A 24,174-nucleotide genomic window follows, 5' to 3' on the forward strand; every position below is an offset into this window, starting at 1 on the left:
GCGTATGTAAAAGTTGTGTTTATGTTGTTGCATAGATACGACTTTTGGAGTACTTCTAAAAAGTATCTATGCGCTAATCTTAGTTACAAGATAAAAAAGCGTGTAGTAAGCAATTACTAGACGCTTTTCTTTTTAGTTGACTCATCAAATTGAAAATAAGGTATTAAATAAATTAGATTGTTCAACGGAGAAAAATATGAAAAATAAAGCACTTATTGCAACACTTATTGCCCTTGTCATTTTAGTAGCTGGTTCAATGATTTATGACCAGACTAAAAATGAGTCAGCAAAAAATGGAGATATTAAAATCGGTATTTTACAATATGTTACCCACGATGCTCTTGATGAGATCGAAAGAGGGATTGAAGATGGTTTAGCTGATGCAGGTTATGACAAAGATAATGCTAAGATTACTGTCTTAAATGCCGAAGGTGACCAAAGTAAAATCCAAACCATGAGCAAACAATTGGTTCATGCTAAAAATGACGTGGTTATTGGGATTGCAACACCAGCTGCTCAAGGACTAGCTTCAGCAACCAAAGACATTCCAGTTGTGATGGGAGCTATTTCAGACCCAGTCGGAGCAAAATTGGTTAAGAATTTGAAAAAACCGGAAGGAAACGTAACAGGAGTTTCTAACCAAGTACCGATTAAACAAACGGTTGAGATGATTCAAGAAATTACACCAAACGCTAAAACAATCGGAGTTTTGTATGCTAGTAGCGAAGATAATTCCGTATCTCAAGTGGCTGAATTTAAAAAATACGCTAAAGCAGCTGGTATCAATGTAATTGAATACGCTGTTCCATCAACCAATGAAATTAAAACAACCATGTCTGTCATGACTGGTAAAGTCGATGCTGTTTTTGTTCCACAAGATAATACCATTGCCTCAGCTTTTTCAACTGTTGTTAACTCAGCAAACGCTGCTAAGATTCCAGTTTATTCATGTGTGGACACCATGGTTGAACAAGGAAGCATCGCTTCAGTCGCTCAAAGTCAATATGATTTAGGGGTTGAAACAGCAAAAATTGCGGTTAAATTACTGGCAGGTAAAAAGGTGTCAGACGTCCCAGTTAACATCGTTAATACTGGTACCCCAACCCTTAACTTGAAAGAAGCCCAAGAACTTGGCATTACGATTCCAGATAGCATGTTGTCAAAAGCAACAGTAGCTGTCAAAGCAGATGAAAATTAGGAGAGAAGGAGAAAACATCATATGATTATTTCGTCAGTTTCACAAGGTCTTTTGTGGGGGATTCTTGGTTTAGGAATTTACCTGACTTTCCGAATTCTTAATTTTCCAGATATGACGACTGAAGGATCTTTCCCTCTTGGTGGAGCAGTAGCTGTTACTTTGATGAATCACGGAACACATCCTTTGTTAGCTACGTTGGCAGGTATGCTTGCGGGTTGTTTAGCTGGTCTTGTTACTGGTCTACTTTATACTAAAGGAAAAATTCCAACGCTCTTAGCAGGGATTTTGGTAATGACGTCATGTAACTCCGTTATGCTTATGGTTATGAAACGTGCCAACCTTGGTTTGCTTAACATCAAACCTTTGCAAGCCTTGCTTCCATTTTCTGATAGTACAAATCTTTTGGTCATTGGTCTTTTAGCAGTGGGAATCGTCATTTCAGCGTTGATTTTCTTTCTATACACACGTCTTGGTCAAGCTTACATCGCAACTGGTGATAACCGTGATATGGCAAAGAGCTTTGGAATCAATACTGACCGCATGGAAGTTATGGGACTTACCATTTCAAATGGTTTGATTGCTTTGTCAGGGGCTCTTGTCAGTCAACAAGACGGCTACGCTGATGTGTCAAAAGGGATTGGTGTTATTGTAATCGGTCTTGCAAGTATCATTATCGGTGAGGTGCTTTACTCAACTGGTTTGACACTACTTGAACGTTTGATTGCTATCGTGGTTGGGTCAATTTTGTACCAATTCTTAATCACAGGTGTGATTGCCCTTGGTTTCAATACCAACTACCTCAAATTATTCAGTGCCATTGTCTTAGCTATTTGTCTTATGGTTCCTGTTCTTAAAAATAAATTCTTTAAAGGAGTGACCTTATCACGATGAAAAAAATTGTCGAATTAAAAAATGCAACCGTTCAAGTTAATAATGGCCTTGATGAGGTCAAAACAATCCTTGATGATGTGAATTTGACCATTTATGAACACGACTTTTTAACGATTTTAGGTGGAAATGGTGCTGGTAAATCAACTCTTTTCAATGTGATTGCTGGGACTTTGATGTTAACTAGCGGAAGCATTTCAATCCTTGGAAAAGATGTGACGCATCTGCCTGCTGAAAAACGTGCTAATTACCTTGCGCGTGTCTTCCAAGATCCAAAAATGGGGACAGCACCACGTATGACTGTGGCTGAAAATCTTCTTATTGCCAAATACCGTGGTGAAAAACGTGGGCTTTTGCCACGAAAAATTCACAGTTTTACAGATGAATTTAAGAAATTGGTGGCACGAACTGGCAATGGTCTTGAAAAACATTTGGATACGCCGACTGGTCTTTTATCAGGTGGGCAACGTCAAGCGCTCAGTCTTTTGATGGCTACGCTGAAACGTCCAGAGTTGTTATTACTCGATGAACACACAGCAGCACTTGATCCCAAAACAAGCGTGTCTTTGATGAACTTGACAGATGAATTTGTAACAGGAGATCAGTTAACGGCGCTTATGATTACACACCACATGGAAGACGCTTTGAAATACGGTAATCGCTTGATTGTCATGAAAGACGGAAAAATCATCAAAGATCTCAATCAAGAGGAAAAAGCCCAAATGGCAATCGCTGATTACTATCAATTATTTGAATAAAATGAAACGCCCTCGGGCGTTTTTTTGTGCCTTGAGTGACTTTTCCAAATCATAAAGAAGAAAATCTTCTGAAAATATGTTACAATTAAATTGCTGTAATTCGACTTGCTAACCTTTTTGGAGGCAAGGACCGTTAGTAAAGAAATAAGCAAACATGGTTTGCACGTATAAAAAAATAAAATGAGGAGAAAACATCGTCATGAGCGATATTAAAATTATTGCCCTAGGTGGGGTTCGTGAAAATGCGAAAAACCTCTATGTGGTAGAAGTTAATGACTCAATTTTCGTTTTGGATGCTGGACTGAAGTATCCTGAAAATGAACAACTTGGTGTGGATGAAGTCATTCCAAACCTTGATTACCTAATTGAAAACAAAAAACGTGTGCAAGGGATTTTCTTGACACACGGGCACGCCGATGCTATCGGAGCTTTGCCTTATATTTTGCAAGAATTCAAAGCGCCAGTCTTTGGTTCACCACTTACTATTGAGTTAGCGAAGCTCTTTGTTAAGAAAAATAACAACGTTAAGAAATTCAATAATTTCCACGTTATCGACGCTGAAACTGAAATTGAATTTGCAGATGCTACAATTTCATTCTTCAAAACAACTCACTCAGTTCCTGAAAGTCTAGGGATTGTAGTTGGTACCGATGAAGGAAATATTGTCTATACTGGTGACTTTAAGTTTGACCAAGCTGCGCGTAAATATTACCGCACTGACTTGGGACGTTTGACAGAAATTGGACGTGAAGGTGTTCTTGCCCTTCTTTCTGATTCTGCGAATGCTACAAGCCACGTCATGACAGCTAGTGAAGCAGAAGTTGCTGCTGAAATGGATAGCGCTATTGCTGATGCTGAAGGTCGTGTTATCATCGCTGCCGTTGCTTCAAACCTTGTTCGTATCCAACAAGTTTTTGATTCAGCTGCTGAATACGGTCGTCGTGTGGTTCTTACAGGTTTTGACGCTGAAAACATTGTTCGCACAGCGATTCGTATGAAACGTCTTCGTTTGGTTGATGAAAAATTAATCATCAAACCAAAAGACATGCACAAATACGAAGACCATGAATTGATTATTCTTGAAGCTGGTCGTATGGGTGAACCAATCAATGGTCTACATAAAATGGCACTTGGTCGTCACCGTTATGTTCAAATTAAAGATGGTGATTTGGTTTACATCGTTACAACACCAAGTCTTTCAAAAGAAGCAGCGGTTGCGCGTGTTGAAAACCTTATTTACAAAGCTGGTGGTACGGTTAACCTTATTACGAAGACACTTAATGTCTCAGGTCATGCCAATGGACGTGATTTGCAGTTGATGCTTAACCTTCTTCAACCGAAATACCTTTTCCCAGTTCAAGGTGAGTACCGTAATTTGGCAGCTCATGCTGAATTGGCACAAGAAGTGGGAATGTACCCTGAAAACATCTACATCGTTAAACGTGGTGATGTCATGGTTCTTGGTAAAAATGGTTTCAACCATGAAGGTAGTGTGCCAGCAGGTGATGTCATGATTGATGGTAATGCCATCGGTGATGTTGGTAACATCGTTCTTCGTGACCGTAAAGTCTTGTCAGAAGATGGTATCTTCATCGTTGCTTTGACTGTTAACAAACGCGAAAAGAAAATTGTATCAAAAGCGAAAATTCACACGCGCGGATTTGTTTACGTTAAGAAGAGTCGTGATATCCTTCGTGAATCAGCTGAATTGGTTAACCAAACTGTTGAAAATTATCTTGAACAAGAAAACTTTGACTGGGGTGAATTAAAAGGAGCTGTTCGCGATGAAGTCGCTAAGTTCTTATTTGACCAAACAAAACGTCGCCCAGCGATTTTACCAGTCGTCATGGAAGTAAGATAAAAATAAAGGGAGGGTGAGCAATGCTCAATCCTCTTTTTTCTTGTTTTTTTAAGCTTTGCTTGTTATACTAAAGCCCAGGGTAATTTGTTTATCTAAAAACCCGATAAAGAAAGGCTATGTATGAGAACATTATTTAAGATTATCTTCTTTATTCCAAGTCTTATTATTAATATTATTTGGAGTTTTTTCTGGGCAATTATCAAGACCATCGTCCTGTTTGCTATTGTTTGTTTTGGTCTGCTTTATTATGCTAATAACAGTAGCTCGCAGTTAGCAAATTCTATTTCAAATATTGCAAACAGTGTGACGACTTATTTTGCAGACAATAAAGACGATATTGCCACTAACTTAAAAGAATTGTCAACGGATGATTTCACGCATTATTCTGGAGCACGTTGGTCAAGTAATTCAGCGACGGTTTATGTTAAAACGACCAATAAAACTTTGGTAAATGCTTATGAAGAAGCCATCAGTGCTTGGAATGCAACGGGGGCTTTTACTTTTACGCTTGTGAATGATGAAAGTTCAGCTGATATTGTTGCGACGGAATACTCTGATGCAAGCTCGAAAGCAGCAGGGCTTGCTGAGACCGAAACCAATGCGCTGACTAATCAGATTACGCATGTGGACGTTAAGTTAAATACCTATTACTTGCTTGATAATGATTATGGCTACACGCATAATCGTATCGTCTATACAGCAGAGCACGAATTGGGACACGCGATTGGGCTTGACCACGACGATAAGGAAGAATCTGTCATGCAGTCTTCAGGATCATACTACAGCATTCAAACGGTTGATATCCAAAAAGTGCAATCGATTTATAATCAATAGTAATGAAATCTGCTCATTTGAGCAGATTTTTTGATATTATCCTAGTTTAACGAGTGAGGATTTGTTAAAATAGAACTATGATTATTTTACAAGGAAACAAAATTGAACGCTCATTTTCGGGCGATGTCTTATTTGACAATATTAATATTCAAGTTGATGAAAAAGACCGCATTGCGCTTGTTGGGCGAAATGGTGCTGGTAAATCAACTTTGCTTAAAATTTTAGTCGGTGAAGAAGCACCAACATCAGGTGAAATCAATACAAAACGTGACTTGAGCTTGTCTTACTTGGCGCAAGATAGTCGTTTTGAGTCAGAAAATACCATTTTTGATGAAATGTTGCATGTCTTTGATGATGTGCGCAGCATGGAATCTCGACTTCGTAAGATGGAAATGCAAATGGCAGAGCTAACAGGTGATGCTTTTGATAAATTGATGTCGGATTACGACCGTTTATCAGAAGAATTTCGTGTTAAAGGTGGATTCACTTACGAGGCAGAAATCAAAGCCATTTTGAACGGCTTCAAATTTGATGAATCGATGTGGCAAATGAAAATTTCTGAGTTGTCTGGTGGTCAAAATACGCGCTTGGCTCTTGCTAAAATGTTGCTTGAAAAGCCTGAACTTCTTGTACTTGACGAACCAACCAACCACTTGGATATCGAAACGATTGCTTGGCTTGAAAATTACTTGGTCAATTATCAAGGTGCATTGATTATTGTCAGCCACGATCGTTATTTCCTAGATAAAGTTGCGACAGTGACGCTTGATTTGACAAAACATTCGCTTGATCGTTATGTTGGTAATTACTCAAAATTCATGGATTTGAAAGCTGAGAAATTGGCACTTGAAGCCAAAAATTACGAAAAACAAGCTAAAGAAATTGCTAAGCTGGAAGATTTTGTGCAACGTAATCTTGTGCGTGCTTCAACGACAAAACGTGCGCAAGCCCGCCGCAAACAATTGGAAAAAATGGAACGCTTGGATAAACCGTCAGCTGGTCAAAAATCTGCTAACATGACCTTCCATGCAGACAAAGTATCAGGTAACGTTGTTTTGACAGTGGCAGATGCTGCTATTGGCTATGACAACCAAATCTTATCTGAACCAATCAACATTGATGTTAAGAAATTTGATGCCATCGCCATCGTTGGACCAAATGGTATTGGAAAATCAACTTTGATTAAATCAATCGTCGGTCAGATTCCATTTATCAAAGGAACATCAACTTACGGTGCCAACGTCGAAGTGGGTTACTATGACCAAACACAATCAAACTTGACTCGTACCAATACTGTACTTGATGAGCTTTGGAATGATTTTTCAACAACACCAGAAGTTGAAATTAGAAATCGTCTTGGTGCTTTCTTATTCTCAGGTGACGACGTTAAAAAATCGGTTAGCATGCTTTCTGGTGGCGAACGCGCTCGTTTGCTTTTGGCTAAATTGTCAATGCAAAACAACAACTTCCTTATCCTTGACGAACCAACCAACCACTTGGATATCGACAGTAAGGAAGTTTTGGAAGATGCTTTGATTGATTTTGACGGCACACTTTTATTTGTCAGTCACGACCGTTATTTCATTAACCGTGTGGCAACGAAAGTGCTTGAAATCTCTGAAGAAGGTTCAACACTTTATCTAGGTGATTATGATTATTACCTTGAGAAAAAAGCAGAGCTGGAAGAATTGGCTCGCATGAAGGAAGAAGAAGCGCAAGAAAAAACAACTGTAGTCGTTGAAAAAGCGCCCGCAAATGATTATCAAGCGCAAAAAGCCAATCAAAAAGAACTTCGCAAACTCACACGTCGCATTGCTGAAATCGAAAATCAATTAGAAGAGATTGAAGCGCGTGAAGAGGAAATCAACCAAGCCATGCTTGCTACAAATGAAGCGAGCGAGCTAATTGATTTGCAAAAAGAACTCGATGAACTAACTGAACAACAGGAAAATCTTATGCTTGAATGGGAAGAACTCAGCGAAAAAGTTGAGGGGTGAAATTGACCTAATGAGTGTAATGCTGAAGTGGGGAAAGGAGAATTTATGCAAGATTATGGACCAATCTTTAAAGAATCTCGAATCAATCGTCGTTTTTCTTTGAAGCAGGTAGCCTGCGATGATTTATCCATTTCACAGCTATCGCGTTTTGAACGAGGTGAGTCCGATATTTCTCTAAATAAATTTCTTCTAGCCTTGCAAGCCATTCAACTTTCACTTGATGAATTCATGAATCGAGCCAATAACTACAAAAAACATGGACAGAAGAAATTGATGTCTCAAATGGCTGTTTACCATTATCAGAAGAATGTTCAAGGCTTGGAGAAAATGATTCAAGAGGAACAAAAGAAACTTGAAAAAGATTTTACCGATATCCAAGCAAAGCTTAATATCATTCTCTTTCGAGGCATGATTTGCCAATGCGATGACACTCGTACTATGTCAAAAGAGGATTTGGATTTTGTGATTGATTACCTCTTTCAAAAAGAAAACTGGGAAATTGGTGATTTAATCTTAATTGGTAATTTTTACACCTTTTATCCAACTCCTTTGATGAGTCGCATGGTTAGAGAAATTCTGAAACGAGTCGATTATTATTCTGAGATTTCAACGAATCGAAATTTGGTTGAATGCACCTTGATTAATATGATAGAGATTTGCACAGAGCGTGGGGAATTAGAGGAAGCGAGCTTTTTTGAGAAAGAAGCTGAAAAGTTATTGTCAAATGAGCGAAATGCTTATCACCGTACGGTTTTTCTCTACGAAAAGGGCTTCTTAAAATATGCTAAAGGTGATTTCAGCGGGATAGATGATATGAAAAATGCCATTTTTTGTTTTGAAGTGACTGGTGCTATCAATCACGCGAAACACTATCAATCTCATATGGAAAAAGTTTTAAAATGAAAAATTCTCGTATTCGGGAATTTTTTTATTCCCTTAAAAATCTCATTTATAATAATGGAAAAGATTTAAGGGGGATGAAAGTGGAGAAAAACAGTTTAAAACTTTTAGCAAGTAGGGCAGTTAACAAACTTGGAGATGTTTTATATGATTATGGGAATAGCAGTTGGATTGCGTCCATGGGCTGTTTTGGACAAAAGATGTTGGGAATTTACCAAATTGTCGAAGTTGTGATTGCTATTATCCTTAATCCATTTGGTGGAGCAATTGCAGATAGGTTTAGGCGTCGCAAGATTTTGCTTTGGACTGATGGGCTTTGTGCTTTGCTGTGTGTAATCTTGGCATTTATTCCTAGTAATCGCTTGATGTTATACGGTTTGATTCTGGCAAATATGCTGCTTGCTGTATCGAATGCTTTTTCTAACCCAGCTTATCGAGCTTATGTTCCTGAGGTTGTCAAAAAAGAGAAGCTTGTTAGTTATAATTCGTATTTAGAAACCTCTGTTCAAATCATTAAGGTGAGTTCACCTCTATTAGGATTTCTTATTTACCATTATTTGGGGATTCGTTGGACTTTAATTGTGGATAGTTTGACTTTTGGGATTTCTTTTCTTTGTCTGCTGATGATTAGGCATGTTGACTATGTTGGACACGAAATCAGACAGAATTTAACATCTAGAGAGATTCTTAAAGATATTTGGAAAGGATTTTTATATATTGTTGCTCAAAAAGAGATATTTTTTCTTTTGATAATGGCTACAACGGTAAATCTTTTCTTGGCAATGCTGACTTATTTATTGCCTTTTAGTTCTAGTATTTTTAAAATGTCGAGTGCTTATGCGACACTCCTTAGTTTATCGGCAGTTGGTTCTATTTTCGGTGCGATAGTGTCCAAAAGAGTTCCTAATACGATATCAGCATTATTATGGGCATTAGGGTTTAGCGGGCTAGGAATAACTGTTTTGGCTATTTCACCCTTAACAGGTTTGCCTATTTTTTTGAGTTTTTCTGGAGTGTTGTTTTACAGTCTTTTTGAAACTATCTTTAATATTCATTTCTTTAGTCAAGTTCAAAGTCGTGTCGCTAATGAGTATATGGGACGAGTGATTTCAAGTATTTATACTTTAGCGATTCTATTTATGCCATTAGGAACTTTAGTGATGACTTTGATAAGAAGTAGTATTTCGGCTTATAGTTTTATCATTATTGGCTTAGCTGTTTTTCTATTAGCTATGGTAGGATTATGTTATAGCAACAAACGATTGAAACTATCTCACGAAAAAGAAGGGTAACTCTTTAATGGTATGCAGCTGTCTGGGATTGGCAATATGCTAATTTTGGATAAGTTTGCATATCATTTTTTAGTTTTTTAAAAAATCGATAGCAGGCTATTGACTTTCATCTTTAAAGTTTTATAATAGTGTTGGAAATAAAATGAAATGTTTAGCAAATCTTAAAGAGTGCCTGCTGGTTTGGAGTGGCATTTTTTGAAATTGCTTTTTTATTGTTGGAGGTTACTATGAATCCTAAAAATGCTCCATATGGTTGGCTTGTTAAGCGAATTGCGCATCGTTTGGAACAAAATATGAACAATTTCTTAAAGCCTTATAATATCACCATTATGCAATCTTGGGTGTTGTTGTATTTAAAAGATGACAAGGATTGTTGTACTTATAAGGAATTAGAGAGAGAATTTGAAGTGTCGCAACCAACCATGGCTGGGATTATCTCGCGTTTGGAACAAAAGGAATTAGTTATTACAGGTCAGGATGAAAAAGACAAGCGTATCAAGAAAGTGCGTATTTCTGATAAGGGCATGGACTTGATTATGCTGGTTTGTGGTCACTTGGAAGAGTCTGAAGACGATATCATTAGAGGCTTTTTTGATAAAGATCAAGAAACATTTCATTCATTGCTCGAACGAGCTTATTATAATGTTGTAGAAAGAGGTGACGAGAATGATTAAAACTCTTTTAGCTCAAGTCAAGGAGTATAAGACACCATCTTTATTAGCTCCTTTGTGTGCAGCTTTAGAGGTTTTCTTCGATATGTCAGTCCCTTTTGTCATTGCTAAGTTAATTGACCAAGGGGTACAAGCTGGGAATTTAGCTGTTGCCATGAAGTACGGAATTTTAATGTTGGTTCTTGCTTCATGTGGCTTGACAACTGGTTTCTTGGCTGGTAAATTCGCTGCGCAAGCCTCAGCTGGGTTTGCTGCTAATTTGCGTGAAGGAATGTATGAAAATATTCAAACCTTCGCCTTTTCAAATATTGATAAATACAGTACAGCTGGTCTTGTCACTCGTATGACAACAGACGTTACAAATGTGCAAAATGCTTATCAAATGATTATTCGTATCGTTGTGCGTGCACCGCTGACAATCGTTGTTAGTATGATTATGTGTTTTGTGGTGGACCAACGTTTGAGTTTGATTTTCCTTGCGGCTGTCTTGATTTTGGGAGCATCGCTTCTATTTATCATGCGTAAGGCTATGACAACTTTCAATTACGTTTTCCGTAAATACGATGATTTGAATGCCAGCGTTCAGGAAAATATTTCTGCCATTCGTGTGGTTAAAGCATTTGTACGTGAAAAATATGAAAATAAAAAATTCACGAAGGCTGCTGAAAATATTTACCGTTTATTTGTTAAAGCTGAAAAAATCATCATTTTTAACGTTCCAGTTATGATGACAATTATCTTCGGATGTATCATTTGCTTGTCATGGTTTGGGGCACAGTTTATCGTTGGCGGAACACTTACAACAGGTGAATTGACTTCTTTGATGTCTTATATCTTTGCCATGATGATGTCTCTTATGATGTTGTCAATGATTATGGTTATGGTTTCAATGAGTACAGCCAGTGCCGAACGTATTGCAGAAGTGCTTAATGAAAAAGCTGATATCGTGAATCCTGAAAATCCATTGATGGAAGTTCCAAATGGAAACATTGAATTTAACCACGTGCATTTTTCATACAAACACGGTGGTGGAGAAGAAGTGTTATCTGACATTGACCTTAGTGTCAAATCTGGTGAAATCATCGGTGTTATCGGTGGTACTGGTTCTGGTAAGACATCATTTGCTAACTTGATTTCTCGTCTTTATGATGTGGATGCAGGGTCAGTTAAAGTTGGTGGACACGATGTTCGCGAATACGATTTGGAAGTTCTTCGTGACCAAGTTGCCGTAGTGCTTCAAAAAAATGTCCTTTTCTCAGGAACTATTCTTGATAACCTTCGTTGGGGGAATGAAAATGCAACTGACGAAGAATGTATGGAAGCTTGTCGCCAAGCTTGTGCAGACGAATTTATCGAACGTTTCCCTGACAAATATAACACTTGGATTGAGCAAGGCGGAAGCAACGTCTCTGGTGGTCAAAAGCAACGTCTATGTATTGCCCGCGCATTGCTTAAAAAACCAAAAGTTTTGATTTTGGATGATTCAACAAGTGCCGTGGATACTGCCACTGATGCCAATATTCGTAAGTCATTTGAAGAAACTATCCCAGGAACAACAAAAATTATCATTGCACAACGTATCTCAAGTGTGCAACACGCTGATAAGATTTTGGTTCTTGATGATGGTAAAATCTCAGGCTTCGCTAGCCATGATGAATTACTTAAAACAAATGCTATCTATCGTGAAATCAATGAGGTTCAACAACAAGGTAGCGGTGATTTTGATGAGGAAGGAGGTAATAACTAATGTCTCAACCTAAAAAAGAAGTGAACAAACAAGCCACACTAAAACGTGTTTTGGCTTATGTGATTAAGAATTATAAATGGCGTTTCATGGCTGTTTTCGTCTTGATTTTGATTGCTGCGCTTTGTATGGTTCGTTTTAGTTTGTTCATGCAAACCTTGATTGATAGTTATGTCACACCTCTTTTGGCTGCTAAAAATCCTGACTTTTCTGGTTTAGCGCATGCTATTTTCCAACTTATCATTATTGGGATTATTGGGGTAGCAAGTACTTACACTTATAACCGTTTGATGGTTTATGTCGGACAAGGAACAATGCGTCGTATTCGTATTGACCTCTTTACGCATATGGAAAGCTTGCCAATCAAGTACTTTGATACGCATGCTCACGGGGACATCATGTCAATCTATACCAACGACGTTGATACCCTTCGTCAATTGATCGGGCAAAGTATCCCGCAAGTGGTCAACTCAAGCTTTTCGATTTTGACAACTTTTGTCAGCATGTTAGTTCTAAATGTGCCATTGTCAGCCTTGTCAGTTTTCATGGTTATTGTTTTGCTTTATGTAGCTCGTAAAATCGCTGCGCAATCATCAAAATATTTCCATGACCAACAAAATGACCTCGGTCGCGTTAATGGTTTCATCGAAGAAATGATGGACGGTCAAAAAGTCGTTAAAGTCTTTAACCACGAAGAACGTGCCAAAGAAGATTTCCGCAAACTCAACCAAGAACTCCGTCATTCAGCTACAAATGCCAATATTTTTGCCAATATCTTGATGCCAGTGTCTGCTAACATTGGACACATTTCATATGTTCTTTGTGCTATGCTTGGTGCGGCTTTGGCACTTCATGGTTATGCAGGTTTAACTTTGGGGACTTTGGTTTCTTTTCTTGCATTGAACCGTGGATTTACTAACCCAATCACTCAAATCAGCCAACAAATCAACTCTGTAGTTATGGCGATGGCAGGGGCAGACCGTGTCTTCAAATTGCTTGACGCTGAAGTTGAAGTTGATGAAGGCTATGTTGAATTGGTCAATGCCAAAGAAGATGCTGATGGAAATCTTCAAGAAGTTGAAGAAGCAACTGGTACATGGGCATGGAAACATCCACATGAAGATGGTACAGTGACTTACCACAAGCAAGAAGGTCGCGTGACTTTCACAGACGTTACCTTTGGATACAATGATGATAAGATGGTGCTTCATGATATCAATCTTTTTGCAGAACCTGGCCAAAAGATTGCCTTTGTCGGTTCAACTGGTGCTGGTAAAACAACCATTACGAACTTGATTAACCGTTTCTACGATATCCAAGAAGGTAAGATTCATTACGATGGCATCAATATCCGTAAAATCAAAAAAGCAGATCTTCGTCGTAGTTTAGGGATTGTATTGCAAGATACCCACCTTTTCACTGGTACAGTTATGGATAACATCCGTTACGGACGTTTAAATGCAACTGATGACGAATGTATCGATGCTGCAAAATTGGCAAATGCGCATGATTTCATTAAACGCTTGCCTGAAGGTTATGATACTGTTTTGACAGGTGACGGAAGCAATCTTTCTCAAGGACAACGTCAATTGCTTGCGATTGCGCGTGCGGCTGTGGCTAATCCACCAGCTTTGATTCTTGATGAAGCAACTTCATCAATCGATACGCGTACAGAGGTTCATGTTCAAGAAGGTATGGATGCTCTTATGAAAGGTCGTACAACCTTCGTCATCGCTCACCGTTTGTCAACAGTTCGCAATGCGGATTGCATCATGGTTCTTGAACAAGGACGCATCATCGAACGTGGTAACCACGACGAATTAATCGCTCAAAAAGGCCGTTACTATCAACTCTACACAGGTAACGCCATCAGCGAATAACATATCAAAACACCTTTTTGTAAAATGGCTCAGTCCTTTTGCAGGAGGTGTTTTTTGTTAGTTTTTTAGATTGATTTTTCAGGTAAAACGTTTACTTTTATTTTTTGGCAAAAATCACTTACGAAGAAAATTTTTTTATGGTAGACTGAATCCTGTTGACTGTAAACTGGAGTTGATTGGAGAAGTGTTGGAGCAAAAAATCCATTCAGGCACTATCCTAGCGGAGGACATGTTGTTGTACGCCGACCTAGGTTGAGGGTTGATAAAAAATGAAATGAATGGAGAATAAAATGCCTCGTAATTTTAAAGAAGCAATGGTATTTACGTGTTTGATGTGTGGAATGATGGTTTTCGGAATGAGTATGTGGAACTTGTTCGTTGCAGGAGCATTTTCATGGAAACACGTTTTTCTAGGATTCATTCCTGGGTTTATCGTTGCTTTCATTTTAGATACTCTAATTGTTGGACCAATCGCTAAAAAAATCGCATTTGGAATTCTGCCAAGTGGTTTAAAACATCAATTAGTAAAAATCCTTACAGTGTCAGGGTGCATGGTTCTTGGTATGGTAACTTGCATGTCACTTTATGGAATGGTCTTTAGTCATGGCTTTTCAGCTATTTCTCTTCCATTATATGGACGTACATGGATTACAAACTTTGTCGTGGCCTTACCTTATAATTTCTTAATCGTTGGTCCAATTGCGCGTTTCTTCCTCGGAGAAATTCAAAAACAAGGAATTTTAGCAGAAGTGCCTGTCGAAGTAACAGAATAAAGTAAAAGCTGGAAGGTATCTTCCAGCTTTTTTGTACAAACTTGGAAATTCTGTTGAAAATGGTGTGAAAGGCTTGCTTGATTTGCCTAAATGATTTTGAAAAGTAGTATAATGGCTTTAAGGACGTGAAACCGTTTTTAGAAATCGAGGAACAAGTTATGAGTGATAGAACAAATGAAAAAACTGTTCAACTTGACCTTGAAACTTACGCAGCAAAGGACGTTTATCAAGCCGCTGCTACGCAACAATCTGGGCTCAGGCACGAACAAGTCAAGGAACGTCAAAAACAATATGGTCCTAATCGGTTAAAAGAAGCGCAAAAAGAACCCGTAATTGTGACTTTTATCAAGAATTTCACCAGTCTTATGGCGATTTTACTTTGGGTTGGTGGTGCTGTGGCGATTTTGTCTCACAGCGTGGAACTTGGTCTTGCCATTTGGTTTGTCAATATTGTCAATGGTGTTTTCAGTTTTGTTCAAGAATATCGCGCTAGCCAAGCAACCGAAGCTCTGAAAAAGATGCTGCCTTCTTACGCGCGTGTCATCCGTGAGGGACAAGAAGAAAAAGTCTTAGCTGAAGAGCTGGTGCCTGGTGACCTTGTCTTAATCGAAGAAGGAGACCGAATTTCCGCAGATGGTCGTGTTATCTTTGCGACGGACTTGCAGGTTAACCAGTCTGCCTTAACGGGTGAATCAAATCCAGTTTATAAAAATAGCGAAGCTGATACAGACTCGCAAAAAACAGCTCTTGAATACGACAATATGGTCTTTGCAGGAACGACTGTATCCTCAGGTTCAGCTAAGATGATTGTCTCAGCAACAGGTATGGCTACACAATTTGGACAAATTGCGCACCTAACCCAAAATATGGCTGACGACAAAAGTCCGCTTCAAAAAGAATTGGACCACTTGACTAAACAAATTTCAGTCATTGCCATTACGGTTGGTGTTATTTTCTTCATCGCAGCGACTCTCTTTGTCCGCGAACCTTTCGCCAAATCCTTTATTTTCGCTCTTGGGATGATTGTCGCTTTTATCCCTGAAGGTTTGCTTCCGACCGTTACCCTTTCTTTGGCAATGGCGGTGCAACGCATGGCTAAGTCCAATGCTTTGGTTAAAAAATTATCATCTGTTGAAACCTTGGGAGCAACATCGGTCATTTGTTCGGATAAAACAGGGACTTTGACCCAAAATGCTATGACGGTTAATCATCTCTGGCAAGTCTCTGCTCAATATGATGTGACAGGGCTTGGTTACGCTGCTGACGGAGATATCCGCAAAAGCAGTGGCAAGAAAGCTGCGCTTATCGAAAGTCAACCACTTGAACATCTCGTCCGCTTCGCTCACCTTTGTAGCAATGCACAAGTTTTGCCACCGAGTGAGGAAAATGCTTCCTACACCGTTCTTGGTGACCCAACCGAAGCTTGCCTGAATGTCTTGGCTGAAAAAGCTGGCTTAACCCTTGAAAAAAACAAGTCTTGGGGACCACGCTTGAAAGAATTACCTTTTGATTCCGTGCGCAAGCGCATGACGACTGTTAACCAAGTTGACAGCTTAGTCGATGGCAGTTCTTTGGTGTCTATCACCAAAGGTGCTCCAAAAGAAATGGTAGAGCTCTGCCATTTTTACAAAGACCAAAAAGGTATTCATGAAATGACGGCAGACGTTCAAGCGAGAATCTTAGCTGCCAATGATGCTTTTGCTAAGGATGGATTGCGGGTCTTGGCGCTTGCTTATCGGACTTTGGAAAGCGACCGTTTGACCCAAGAAGAACAATGGACGCAAGAAACTCTGGAACACAATATGGTCTTTCTTGGCTTGATTGCTATGAGTGACCCTCCTCGGGAAGGTGTGCGTGAGGCGGTTGAAAAATGTCACCGCGCAAGTATTCGTATTATCATGGTGACAGGTGACTACGGTTTGACAGCGCTCAGTATCGCTAAGAAAATCGGTATTGTTCGTGGCGACGATGCGCGTGTTGTGACTGGCTTAGAGTTGGAAAAGATGTCTGATGAAGCCTTAAAAGAAGTGCTCAAGGGCGAAATTGTCTTTGCGCGTGTGGCACCGGAGCAAAAATATCGAGTCGTATCAGCTCTTCAAGAATTGGGTGAAGTCGTTGCTGTCACTGGTGATGGTGTCAATGATGCGCCCGCTCTTAAAAAAGCTAATATCGGTGTGGCAATGGGACTCACAGGTACTGATGTCGCCAAAGAATCGGCAGATATGATTTTGACGGATGACCATTTTGCATCTATCGTTAAAGCGGTTGAAGAAGGGCGTGCGGTTTACCATAATATCAAGAAATTCTTGACTTATATCTTTAACTCAAATACTCCAGAAGCCGTTCCATCAGCATTCTTCCTCTTATCAAGGGGCTTTGTCCCACTTCCGTTGACTGTTATGCAAATTCTAGCCGTCGATTTGGGGACTGATATGATTCCAGCACTTGGCTTGGGAGTTGAACCACCAGAACCAGGTGTGATGAACCAACCACCTCGTAAATTGACTGACCGTTTGCTGGATAAGAAATTGCTGATAAAAGCTTTTCTATGGTATGGTTTGATCGAATCAGCCCTTGCCATGGGTGCATTCTTCATCACTTATCTACTTCATAATGGTAATTTAGCGGTGCTTGCAGGTTCAGGTCAATTGTACCAAGAAGCAACCACTATGACCTTGGGTGCTATTATCTTCTGTCAAATCGGTATGGTCATGAACAGCCGAACTTCGGACCAATCCATTCGCAAGTTGCAATTATTTGGCAATCCTTTGATTAATGTCGGATTAATTGTTGAATTGATTATCTTTGTGATTTTGGTTTACGTGCCGATTTTCCATAATCTTTTTAACACCGCAAGTCTTGGTCTTTGGCATTGGCTTTATTTGGTGCTTTGTCCATTTGTTATTGTTGGTCTTGAAGAGTGGCGAAAACGTTTGATGCGAAAATAGATGTGATTTGGTCTTGGCGTCTGGCTTTTCCTTGACACTCTTTGCAAATCTCTGTAAAATTCAAGAGTTAGGGGAGAATTATGGCAACAATTAATGATTATTTAGACTGTAATGGTAGTCGTACGTTTGACGAATTTGCATTTAACGAAGCTGATATTTTATGTTTAAATGAGCTTGGTTATTTTTGCTTTGAAGAGTTGGATGCGTCAATTGATTTTAAAAAGACCGTTAATCTACATGAGGTCTTATTACCTTATATCACAGGAGAAAAGACCTTTAGTCATAGTTTTTTAGTGACTGAAGAGCGGATTAAGCTTTTGCAGAAAGTTGTGGCATCAAAACGATTTGCGAATTTGAATTTGTCTGATTATGTCAATGACGTTGATGCGGAATACGAAAGACAGTTTTCAGCTATGGTCTTTACTTTACCTGAAATTAATCATCATCAGCTGGTTTTTCGTGGGACAGATGATACCATGATTGGCTGGAAAGAGGATTTTAAACTGACTTATGTTCAAGAAATTCCTGCTCATCGTGCGGCTGTGGCTTATCTTGAAGCTTACCTTGAAAAATACGCCGGTAAGGTGACCGTTAGCGGACATTCTAAAGGTGGAAATTTGGCCCTTTATGCTGTGGCTCATGTTAATGACCTGCTTCGTGAACAAATCGAAAAAGTCTATATGCTTGATGCACCAGGTTTGCAAGAAAAAGGTCTTGAAAGTGATGGCTATAAGGCGATTCGCGAGCGCGTGACAGTGATTCGACCAGAAGAGTCTATCGTTGGCATTATGCTTTACAACGACATTGACCCGATTGTGGTTAAGAGCAATGCTTCAGGCATCATGCAGCATGCCCTTACGTCGTGGCAATTTAATGAAGAAACAGGTGAGCTAATCCTAGCTGAGCGCCAAACTGATTTAAGCCAAAATCTTGAGAAGACTTTCAAGCAATGGATGAATGAATTGTCTAGCCAAGAATTGAAAATACTTTTTGACACACTCTTTGATACCTTGATGTCAAGTGGAATTCATAGCATCAATGACGTCACAATTGACCGAGAATTTGGGACAAAATTAGCCACAAGCATTGCTTCCTTTTATTCTATCGGAACAGAGAAAAAGCTATTGCTAGCTAAATCAGCTAAATTATTTTTGCAAGCTTTTGTAGGGCACAGTCGCTTGGGCAACTTTAGCAGAGATAAGATAAATTTGTCGCTACCTGATTTCAATAGTCTTTTGTCACGTTTAGATAAGAAGAAATAAGAGTAAAAAACTTGGGAAAACCCAAGTTTTTTTGTGCGATTTGCTTGACTTGGAGTTAACTCTAAGGTATATACTGTGTTAGAAAGATGAGAGGAGATGAGTTATGAATATCAAAAAAGTCAGTGAGCAAACGGGCGTTTCAGCAGACACTATCCGCTATTATGAGCGTATTGGATTATTGCCTCGAGTGCGCCGAAATAAATCTGGTGTCAGGGATTTTTCTGAACAAGATATTGCTGCTCTTGAGTTTATTCGTTGTTTTAGAAGTGCTGGCATGAGCGTAGAATCTTTGATTGAATACATGAGTTTGGTTGAAGAAGGTGAAGGCACGGAAAAAGCACGAATGAAAATTTTAGAAGAACAACGCGAAAAATTAATTTCTCGTATTGCTGAACTGCAAGCTGCCAAAAAACGACTAGATTATAAAATTGAGAATTATAAAAACATCATTTTGAAAAAAGAAGAGAGTCTTTTTGAAGAAGGAACAGCTGATTAAGCGTTTAGAAAAGAGGAGTCAACATGACAATTAAACAAACAGCAGGACGTGACCAATTGGGTGAATTTGCACCAGATTTTGCGCATTTTAATGATGACGTGCTTTTGGGTGAGAATTGGAATAATAACGATATTGACTTAAAGACGCGTTGTATCATCACAGTTGTAGCTCTTATGTCATCTGGTATCACCGACAGTTCTCTTGTTTATCATTTACAAAATGCTAAGAACAATGGTGTCAGCAAAGCTGAGATTGCTGCTGTTATCACACACGTAGCTTTCTACGCAGGTTGGCCAAAAGCTTGGGCAGTCTTCAATCTTGCAAAAGAAGTTTGGAACGAAGATTAAGTGAGGGAGAAATCGATGACAGATAAAGAACTTTTTGATAGAGAAAATGTCTTTGGAAAAGGGCAAGCAAACGACGCATACGCACAATACTTTGATGGCGATTCTTTCCTCAATCCCTTGGTCGATGCGGATTCACCACTTCATTTAGCAAATGTGACCTTTGAACCAGGTTGTAGAAATCACTGGCACATTCATAAGGCTGACAAAGGTGGCGGTCAAATTCTGATTTGTACCGCAGGTCAAGGTTGGTATCAAGAAGAAGGTAAGAAAGCTGTCAGTCTTGAACCGGGTAAAGTTATTGTGATTCCAGCCAATACAAAACACTGGCACGGTGCTAAGAAAGACTCATGGTTTAGCCATATTTCGCTAGAAGTCCCAGGTGAAAATACCTCAAACACTTGGCTAGAAGCAGTAAGCGAAGAAGATTATAACAACCTATAAAATCTAATTACCCTTTTACTCCTAAAACCAAAAAACAATCCATCCAATAATAACGTCCAAGAAATAGCTTGGGCGTTTTTTGATACTACTTATCGTGACAATTTCTTTTGACCATGTTAAACTAGATTTTATGACGCAATATAAACATATCAGAATGGTGCAGGCGGGGCATTTTCTAAAGCTTTTTAAAAATGATTCGCAGTTTGCCACACCAATTTTTAGAATAGATCAAAAACGTAAAAACTTGCAATTTGTCATTGTCTTTAAGTTAGAAGATGATGGCTTTTATATTCTTAACCACTCAAAACTTGGTTACAGTAGCGATATAAAGCGTATCAGACTGTTTACTAAATCTATGCTTTATCAGGGCATGATGTCAGTCCCTTTAAGGGCGCGTGAGACGATTCAGATTTTGCAGGTACCAAACGATAAAAAATTGCTGAAGGATTACGTGATGTATTACGATAAGGCAAGCATTGATTGGCTGACCTTTGGCAAGAAAGTCAACCTAGATGATGTTTATGATCCCTTTCGTGATGCGCATTCGGCGCTTTTTCACTCAGATGATTCTGACAATGCCATCTCTTACGATGATTATCAAGGGATTCAGGATTTCCATCCTTTTTCTCTTTTAGATAATCAAGCCGTTGCTCTGCCGTGCTTTTATCAAGACCCGATAAAAAACAAGCAAATAGCTCTGCAATTGATGGGCTGGTATTATCACGGGCAGCAGCTCAAAATCAGCTGGAAACCAGACAATCAAGCAAAGTCGCGTTGGCGTTCCTCAGTTGTTGCTATTGACCGAAAGACTCGCCGTTATTTCTTTCAAGGAAATATTTATCAAGAAAAGGGAACTGACCCCGTCTTTTTAGAGAATCTTTCATTTGATTGTGATTTGAAAAATAACAGAGCAGCAAAAGCAGAATTTGACAGATTTATTCAAGAGATAAAAGAACAAGAGCGCGTGGCTTTGCTAAAGCTGCGCTGATAATCAAAGAGGTTTTTGAGTCCTCTTTTTATTTGTGCTATAATATTTTCTGACTGAAAACAATGTTAGAAAGTATGAAAATGACAGATATTGATATTGAACGCTATCATGAATTAGCGCAACAAAAACAAAAAGAACATCGTAAATTTTTGGCAACCCTTAAGAAAAAAGCACCTAAAAACCTTGATAAAATCACTCAAGAAATTCACACAGAAGTTTTCAATGAGATTGATTGCACCAAATGTGCTAACTGCTGTAAAAGCTTAGGTCCGCTCTTTACCGAGGCTGACATCACGCGTATCTCAAAAGTCTTTCGCATGAAACTAGGCGTTTTTGAAGACATGTATTTGCGCGTGGATGAAGATGGCGACAAAGTCTTTCAATCAATGCCTTGTCCATTTTTAGGCGATGACAACCTTTGTACCATTTACGACGTCCGACCAAAAGCATGCCGTGAATTCCCACACACAGACCGCAAAAAAATCTATCAAATCAATAATCTAACCATTAAAAACACCCTTTTCTGCCCCGCAGCCTACCTCTTTGTCGAAAAACTCAAAGAACGATTGGATGGGAAATAAAGATTTAGAAAGCATCTCATTTTGAGGTGCTTTTTTCCTATCCCTTGCTGTGTCTAGGTTTTCATGAAAACGGTAAAATTTGCAATCAAATTAATGTACTTTACTTGAAAATCATAGTAAGCTTACAGTATTCGAAATAGAGGAGGGCAGTTATGTTTTTAGCCTGGAATGAAATGAAACACTCGAAGCTGCGTTATGGATTAGTGATTGGAGTGATTTTCTTGATTGCTTACTTGGTCTTTTTCCTGACGGGCTTGGCTAATGGTTTAGCCCAGACCAATCGCTCAGCGGTTGATTCTTGGAAAGCTGACCATATTATCTTAAGCGAACAAGCTAATAAAAATTTACGTTTGTCACGCTTTTCTACAGCCTTAGCAGATGAAGTCAAGGCAGACCAAACTGCTGAATTGACACAAGCTTCAGCAACCATAAAAGCTAATGATAAGTCGAAGGTGAATGTCAATTTATTTGCCATTAAGTCAGATGAATTCTTACGCCCAAAGCTTAGTGATGGAAAGATTTTCTCAAAAACTGGACAAGTTGTCGCAGATAGTAGTTTGAAAAAAGCTTATCAACTAGAGATTGGTGATGAGATTACTCTTGGAGATAGTGGCAAAAAGTTGACTATCACTGGTTTTACGGACAAGGCTAGCTTTAATGTGCAATCTGTTTTGTATCTGAGCAAGGACACACTGACAAGCATTCTCGGTGATAATAGCCAAGCTGCTACCATCAGTGCCCTTGTGGTTCGTGGCAAGGTTAATCAAGTTCCAAAAGGGCTTGAAAGCATGACCACAGCAAGCTTCATCGAGAGTCTTCCAGGTTATAAAGCTCAAAATCTGACCTTTTCTTTCATGATTGGCTTTTTAATCGTTATCGCTGCTATCGTGATTGGGATTTTTATCTACATTTTGACCCTTCAGAAGAAAGAAATTTTTGGTGTCTTAAAAGCTCAAGGCATTTCTAACGGCTACTTGTCACGAATGGTTTTCGCACAGACTTTCATTCTGGCACTTTTGGCAGTAGGGTTAGGGCTTTTGGTGACAATGGCTAGCGCTTTAGTGTTGCCAACTAGTGTGCCTTTCCAGATTAATCCTCTTTTCTTTGCAGGCATCAGCGTGCTGATGATTCTTATCGCTGTGTTTGGTGCCCTTTTCTCAGTGGTAAGCATTGTCAAAGTTGACCCTTTAAAGGCAATCGGTTAGGAGATAATTATGACAGCAATTGAATTAATCAATATAAAAAAATATTTCAAAGATGGCCCAGAGCAAATTGAAGCTTTGAAAGAGACAAATTTGACGATTAACAAAGGTGAATTTGTCGCAGTGATTGGCCCATCAGGTTCTGGGAAAAGTACTTTTTTGACCATTATTGGTGGGCTGCAATCACCGTCACAAGGTGAAGTGAGATTGAACGGCCAAGCTTTTAGCCAGAAAAAAGAAAAAGCGCGTGCTAAGATGCGTTTTGACCAGATTGGATTTATTCTGCAAGCTTCAAACTTAGTACCATTTTTAAAAATCAAAGATCAGCTACGTTTGGTTGATAAGGTGGATAAGGAAAAGCAACGTGAGTCGATTGATAGTCTTTTTGCTCAGCTTGGCATCACTGATATCGCAAACAAATACCCTGAGGAAATTTCAGGCGGACAAAGGCAACGAGTGGCTATTGCCAGAGCTTTGTACAATGATCCGACTATTATTTTGGCTGATGAACCAACAGCGAGTCTGGACACCGAAAAAGCTATGGAAGTTGTCAAAATTCTAGCCGATGAAGCCAAAGAAAAGAATAAAGCAGTCTTAATGGTTACACACGACAGACGCTTAGTTGCTTATTGTGACCGATTGTTGGTCATGGAAGACGGCGTTTTACGAGAAGAAGAGATTGCTGCTTATCATTAGTAATGTGTCTTGAGATGCGATGTGTGATATAATGAAGTCAAATCTTACTGACTTAAAAAAGGGTCGTTAGTAAAGGAGACGTCATGATTACTTTTTTCTTGCAAATGCGTCGGACATTGCGTGTCTTATGGTCACTCTTTAAGGATGATGAAACTAGAGGAATTGCTGGTGTCACAGCTGTTTTATTGCTTAGTGGGACACTTTTTTATGCACACGTAGAACATTTTACTTATTTAGATGCCCTTTACTTTTCATTTACAACTTTAACAACGATTGGCTACGGGGATATTTATCCCGTCACAGCGGCTGGAAAGATTTTTACCATGACGTATTCAGTTGTCGGATTAGGGGTTATGGGGAGTTTTCTAGCTGTTGTTGTTAAGAAATTGGGTCAATTGGATAGAAGAAAGTGAGAGA

General features: G+C 39.1%; 22 protein-coding genes. All 22 read left to right on the forward strand.

All coding sequences use genetic code 11. From position 1 onward, the window contains the following. Positions 1 to 196 precede the first annotated feature (196 nt). The 22 genes from trpX to GPZ88_RS08060 all read left to right on the forward strand — a co-directional run bounded on the left by trpX (position 197) and on the right by GPZ88_RS08060 (position 24,170). Positions 197 to 1,198 carry a tryptophan ABC transporter substrate-binding protein gene (gene trpX, locus GPZ88_RS07955; RefSeq protein WP_166043963.1) on the forward strand — a complete coding sequence of 334 codons (1,002 nt, stop codon included), beginning with the start codon at positions 197 to 199 and terminating at the stop codon, positions 1,196 to 1,198. Positions 1,199 to 1,219: 21 nt separating this feature from the next. Next, positions 1,220 to 2,089: an ABC transporter permease gene (locus GPZ88_RS07960; protein WP_166043965.1), complete on the forward strand. Its 870-nt coding sequence runs from the start codon at positions 1,220 to 1,222 to the stop codon at positions 2,087 to 2,089. Beyond that, the gene (locus tag GPZ88_RS07965; protein ID WP_166043967.1) at positions 2,086 to 2,844 is read left to right on the forward strand and encodes an ABC transporter ATP-binding protein; all 759 of its coding nucleotides are present in this window, start codon (positions 2,086 to 2,088) and stop codon (positions 2,842 to 2,844) included. The genes GPZ88_RS07960 and GPZ88_RS07965 overlap by 4 nt, the downstream gene beginning before the upstream one ends. Before the next feature lie 199 nt (positions 2,845 to 3,043). Beyond that, complete coding sequence (locus tag GPZ88_RS07970; RefSeq protein ID WP_166043970.1) at positions 3,044 to 4,705, forward strand: ribonuclease J; 1,662 nt, start codon at positions 3,044 to 3,046, stop codon at positions 4,703 to 4,705. A 120-nt stretch (positions 4,706 to 4,825) separates the two neighbouring features. After that, on the forward strand, positions 4,826 to 5,539 hold the full coding sequence (locus GPZ88_RS07975) for a matrixin family metalloprotease (protein WP_166043972.1): 714 nt from the start codon (positions 4,826 to 4,828) through the stop codon (positions 5,537 to 5,539). A gap of 77 nt (positions 5,540 to 5,616) precedes the next feature. Continuing rightward, positions 5,617 to 7,536, forward strand: a complete 1,920-nt coding sequence (locus tag GPZ88_RS07980; RefSeq protein WP_166043974.1) for an ABC-F family ATP-binding cassette domain-containing protein — start codon at positions 5,617 to 5,619, stop codon at positions 7,534 to 7,536. A gap of 45 nt (positions 7,537 to 7,581) precedes the next feature. Next, a complete protein-coding gene (locus GPZ88_RS07985) occupies positions 7,582 to 8,439 on the forward strand; it encodes an Rgg/GadR/MutR family transcriptional regulator (protein WP_166043976.1) in 858 nt (285 codons plus the stop codon). A gap of 80 nt (positions 8,440 to 8,519) precedes the next feature. Then, positions 8,520 to 9,728: an MFS transporter gene (locus tag GPZ88_RS07990; protein WP_166044375.1), complete on the forward strand. Its 1,209-nt coding sequence runs from the start codon at positions 8,520 to 8,522 to the stop codon at positions 9,726 to 9,728. Positions 9,729 to 9,955: 227 nt separating this feature from the next. Then, complete coding sequence (locus tag GPZ88_RS07995) at positions 9,956 to 10,402, forward strand: MarR family winged helix-turn-helix transcriptional regulator (protein ID WP_074563441.1); 447 nt, start codon at positions 9,956 to 9,958, stop codon at positions 10,400 to 10,402. After that, on the forward strand, positions 10,395 to 12,146 hold the full coding sequence (locus GPZ88_RS08000; RefSeq protein ID WP_166043978.1) for an ABC transporter ATP-binding protein: 1,752 nt from the start codon (positions 10,395 to 10,397) through the stop codon (positions 12,144 to 12,146). Before GPZ88_RS07995 ends, GPZ88_RS08000 begins: the two co-directional genes overlap by 8 nt. Then, complete coding sequence (locus tag GPZ88_RS08005; protein WP_074625902.1) at positions 12,146 to 14,023, forward strand: ABC transporter ATP-binding protein; 1,878 nt, start codon at positions 12,146 to 12,148, stop codon at positions 14,021 to 14,023. Before GPZ88_RS08000 ends, GPZ88_RS08005 begins: the two co-directional genes overlap by 1 nt. A 290-nt stretch (positions 14,024 to 14,313) precedes the next feature. Then, a complete protein-coding gene (locus tag GPZ88_RS08010) occupies positions 14,314 to 14,796 on the forward strand; it encodes a DUF2798 domain-containing protein (RefSeq protein ID WP_158913484.1) in 483 nt (160 codons plus the stop codon). 158 nt (positions 14,797 to 14,954) lie between these two features. Then, positions 14,955 to 17,744, forward strand: a complete 2,790-nt coding sequence (locus GPZ88_RS08015; protein ID WP_166043981.1) for a cation-translocating P-type ATPase — start codon at positions 14,955 to 14,957, stop codon at positions 17,742 to 17,744. An 80-nt stretch (positions 17,745 to 17,824) separates the two neighbouring features. Next, positions 17,825 to 19,006, forward strand: a complete 1,182-nt coding sequence (locus GPZ88_RS08020; protein ID WP_166043983.1) for an Mbeg1-like protein — start codon at positions 17,825 to 17,827, stop codon at positions 19,004 to 19,006. 103 nt (positions 19,007 to 19,109) lie between these two features. Further along, the gene (gene nmlR / locus GPZ88_RS08025) at positions 19,110 to 19,502 is read left to right on the forward strand and encodes a stress response transcriptional regulator NmlR (protein ID WP_166043985.1); all 393 of its coding nucleotides are present in this window, start codon (positions 19,110 to 19,112) and stop codon (positions 19,500 to 19,502) included. A gap of 23 nt (positions 19,503 to 19,525) precedes the next feature. Next, positions 19,526 to 19,849 carry a carboxymuconolactone decarboxylase family protein gene (locus GPZ88_RS08030; protein ID WP_166043987.1) on the forward strand — a complete coding sequence of 108 codons (324 nt, stop codon included), beginning with the start codon at positions 19,526 to 19,528 and terminating at the stop codon, positions 19,847 to 19,849. Between the two features lie 15 nt (positions 19,850 to 19,864). Further along, positions 19,865 to 20,290: a cupin domain-containing protein gene (locus GPZ88_RS08035; RefSeq protein ID WP_166043988.1), complete on the forward strand. Its 426-nt coding sequence runs from the start codon at positions 19,865 to 19,867 to the stop codon at positions 20,288 to 20,290. 130 nt (positions 20,291 to 20,420) lie between these two features. After that, complete coding sequence (locus GPZ88_RS08040; protein ID WP_166043990.1) at positions 20,421 to 21,278, forward strand: hypothetical protein; 858 nt, start codon at positions 20,421 to 20,423, stop codon at positions 21,276 to 21,278. Positions 21,279 to 21,358: 80 nt separating this feature from the next. Beyond that, entirely contained in the window at positions 21,359 to 21,859 is a 501-nt protein-coding gene (locus GPZ88_RS08045; RefSeq protein ID WP_074964759.1) for a YkgJ family cysteine cluster protein, read from the forward strand. Between the two features lie 152 nt (positions 21,860 to 22,011). After that, entirely contained in the window at positions 22,012 to 23,064 is a 1,053-nt protein-coding gene (locus GPZ88_RS08050) for an ABC transporter permease (RefSeq protein WP_166043992.1), read from the forward strand. 9 nt (positions 23,065 to 23,073) lie between these two features. Beyond that, a complete protein-coding gene (locus tag GPZ88_RS08055) occupies positions 23,074 to 23,757 on the forward strand; it encodes an ABC transporter ATP-binding protein (protein ID WP_166043994.1) in 684 nt (227 codons plus the stop codon). 83 nt (positions 23,758 to 23,840) lie between these two features. Beyond that, entirely contained in the window at positions 23,841 to 24,170 is a 330-nt protein-coding gene (locus GPZ88_RS08060; protein ID WP_074482063.1) for a potassium channel family protein, read from the forward strand. The last annotated feature ends 4 nt before the right edge of the window (positions 24,171 to 24,174 follow it).

This window comes from Streptococcus ruminicola, assembly GCF_011387195.1.
GTDB classification, from domain to species: Bacteria; Bacillota; Bacilli; order Lactobacillales; family Streptococcaceae; genus Streptococcus; species Streptococcus ruminicola.

Excerpts from the sequence above, each read along its gene's own strand:
- trpX (WP_166043963.1), top strand. The coding sequence starts at position 197 with ATGAAAAATAAAGCACTTATTGCAACACTTATTGCCCTTGTCATTTTA.
- GPZ88_RS07960 (WP_166043965.1), top strand. The coding sequence starts at position 1,220 with ATGATTATTTCGTCAGTTTCACAAGGTCTTTTGTGGGGGATTCTTGGT.
- GPZ88_RS07965 (WP_166043967.1), top strand. The coding sequence starts at position 2,086 with ATGAAAAAAATTGTCGAATTAAAAAATGCAACCGTTCAAGTTAATAAT.
- GPZ88_RS07970 (WP_166043970.1), top strand. The coding sequence starts at position 3,044 with ATGAGCGATATTAAAATTATTGCCCTAGGTGGGGTTCGTGAAAATGCG.
- GPZ88_RS07975 (WP_166043972.1), top strand. The coding sequence starts at position 4,826 with ATGAGAACATTATTTAAGATTATCTTCTTTATTCCAAGTCTTATTATT.
- GPZ88_RS07980 (WP_166043974.1), top strand. The coding sequence starts at position 5,617 with ATGATTATTTTACAAGGAAACAAAATTGAACGCTCATTTTCGGGCGAT.
- GPZ88_RS07985 (WP_166043976.1), top strand. The coding sequence starts at position 7,582 with ATGCAAGATTATGGACCAATCTTTAAAGAATCTCGAATCAATCGTCGT.
- GPZ88_RS07995 (WP_074563441.1), top strand. The coding sequence starts at position 9,956 with ATGAATCCTAAAAATGCTCCATATGGTTGGCTTGTTAAGCGAATTGCG.
- GPZ88_RS08000 (WP_166043978.1), top strand. The coding sequence starts at position 10,395 with ATGATTAAAACTCTTTTAGCTCAAGTCAAGGAGTATAAGACACCATCT.
- GPZ88_RS08005 (WP_074625902.1), top strand. The coding sequence starts at position 12,146 with ATGTCTCAACCTAAAAAAGAAGTGAACAAACAAGCCACACTAAAACGT.
- GPZ88_RS08010 (WP_158913484.1), top strand. The coding sequence starts at position 14,314 with ATGCCTCGTAATTTTAAAGAAGCAATGGTATTTACGTGTTTGATGTGT.
- GPZ88_RS08015 (WP_166043981.1), top strand. The coding sequence starts at position 14,955 with ATGAGTGATAGAACAAATGAAAAAACTGTTCAACTTGACCTTGAAACT.
- GPZ88_RS08020 (WP_166043983.1), top strand. The coding sequence starts at position 17,825 with ATGGCAACAATTAATGATTATTTAGACTGTAATGGTAGTCGTACGTTT.
- nmlR (WP_166043985.1), top strand. The coding sequence starts at position 19,110 with ATGAATATCAAAAAAGTCAGTGAGCAAACGGGCGTTTCAGCAGACACT.
- GPZ88_RS08030 (WP_166043987.1), top strand. The coding sequence starts at position 19,526 with ATGACAATTAAACAAACAGCAGGACGTGACCAATTGGGTGAATTTGCA.
- GPZ88_RS08035 (WP_166043988.1), top strand. The coding sequence starts at position 19,865 with ATGACAGATAAAGAACTTTTTGATAGAGAAAATGTCTTTGGAAAAGGG.
- GPZ88_RS08040 (WP_166043990.1), top strand. The coding sequence starts at position 20,421 with ATGACGCAATATAAACATATCAGAATGGTGCAGGCGGGGCATTTTCTA.
- GPZ88_RS08045 (WP_074964759.1), top strand. The coding sequence starts at position 21,359 with ATGACAGATATTGATATTGAACGCTATCATGAATTAGCGCAACAAAAA.
- GPZ88_RS08050 (WP_166043992.1), top strand. The coding sequence starts at position 22,012 with ATGTTTTTAGCCTGGAATGAAATGAAACACTCGAAGCTGCGTTATGGA.
- GPZ88_RS08055 (WP_166043994.1), top strand. The coding sequence starts at position 23,074 with ATGACAGCAATTGAATTAATCAATATAAAAAAATATTTCAAAGATGGC.
- GPZ88_RS08060 (WP_074482063.1), top strand. The coding sequence starts at position 23,841 with ATGATTACTTTTTTCTTGCAAATGCGTCGGACATTGCGTGTCTTATGG.